The organism is Alkalihalophilus lindianensis (assembly GCF_032843265.1).
GTDB lineage: Bacteria > Bacillota > Bacilli > Bacillales > Bacillaceae_D > Alkalihalophilus > Alkalihalophilus lindianensis.
Window position 1 is genome coordinate 1 of record NZ_JAWJBA010001008.1, and the last position, 237, is coordinate 237.

General features: G+C 43.0%; 1 protein-coding gene. It reads right to left on the reverse strand.

Going from position 1 to position 237, the window contains the following annotated elements:
• The coding region (locus RYX56_RS25160) for a glycine radical domain-containing protein (RefSeq protein ID WP_317124488.1) at positions 1 to 237 on the reverse strand (237 nt) is incomplete at both ends.

Consider the following 237-nt stretch of genomic DNA (forward strand, 5'->3'; position numbering starts at 1 on the left):
GTTACCTCCTCTTTTCCTAATGCTTTAGGAACAATAGAGAAGGTATTGGAAATCCCATCCATTGCATAAGCATAAGGAATCTTGGCAACTGATGAAAGTGAAGCAAGCGTTCCTTTCGTATCACGTCCATGCATTGGATTAGCTCCAGGTTCAAATGGTTCTCCGGTACGTCGTCCACCAGGAGTATTGCCGGTATTCTTGCCATAAACGACATTTGAAGTAATCGTTATGACGGAT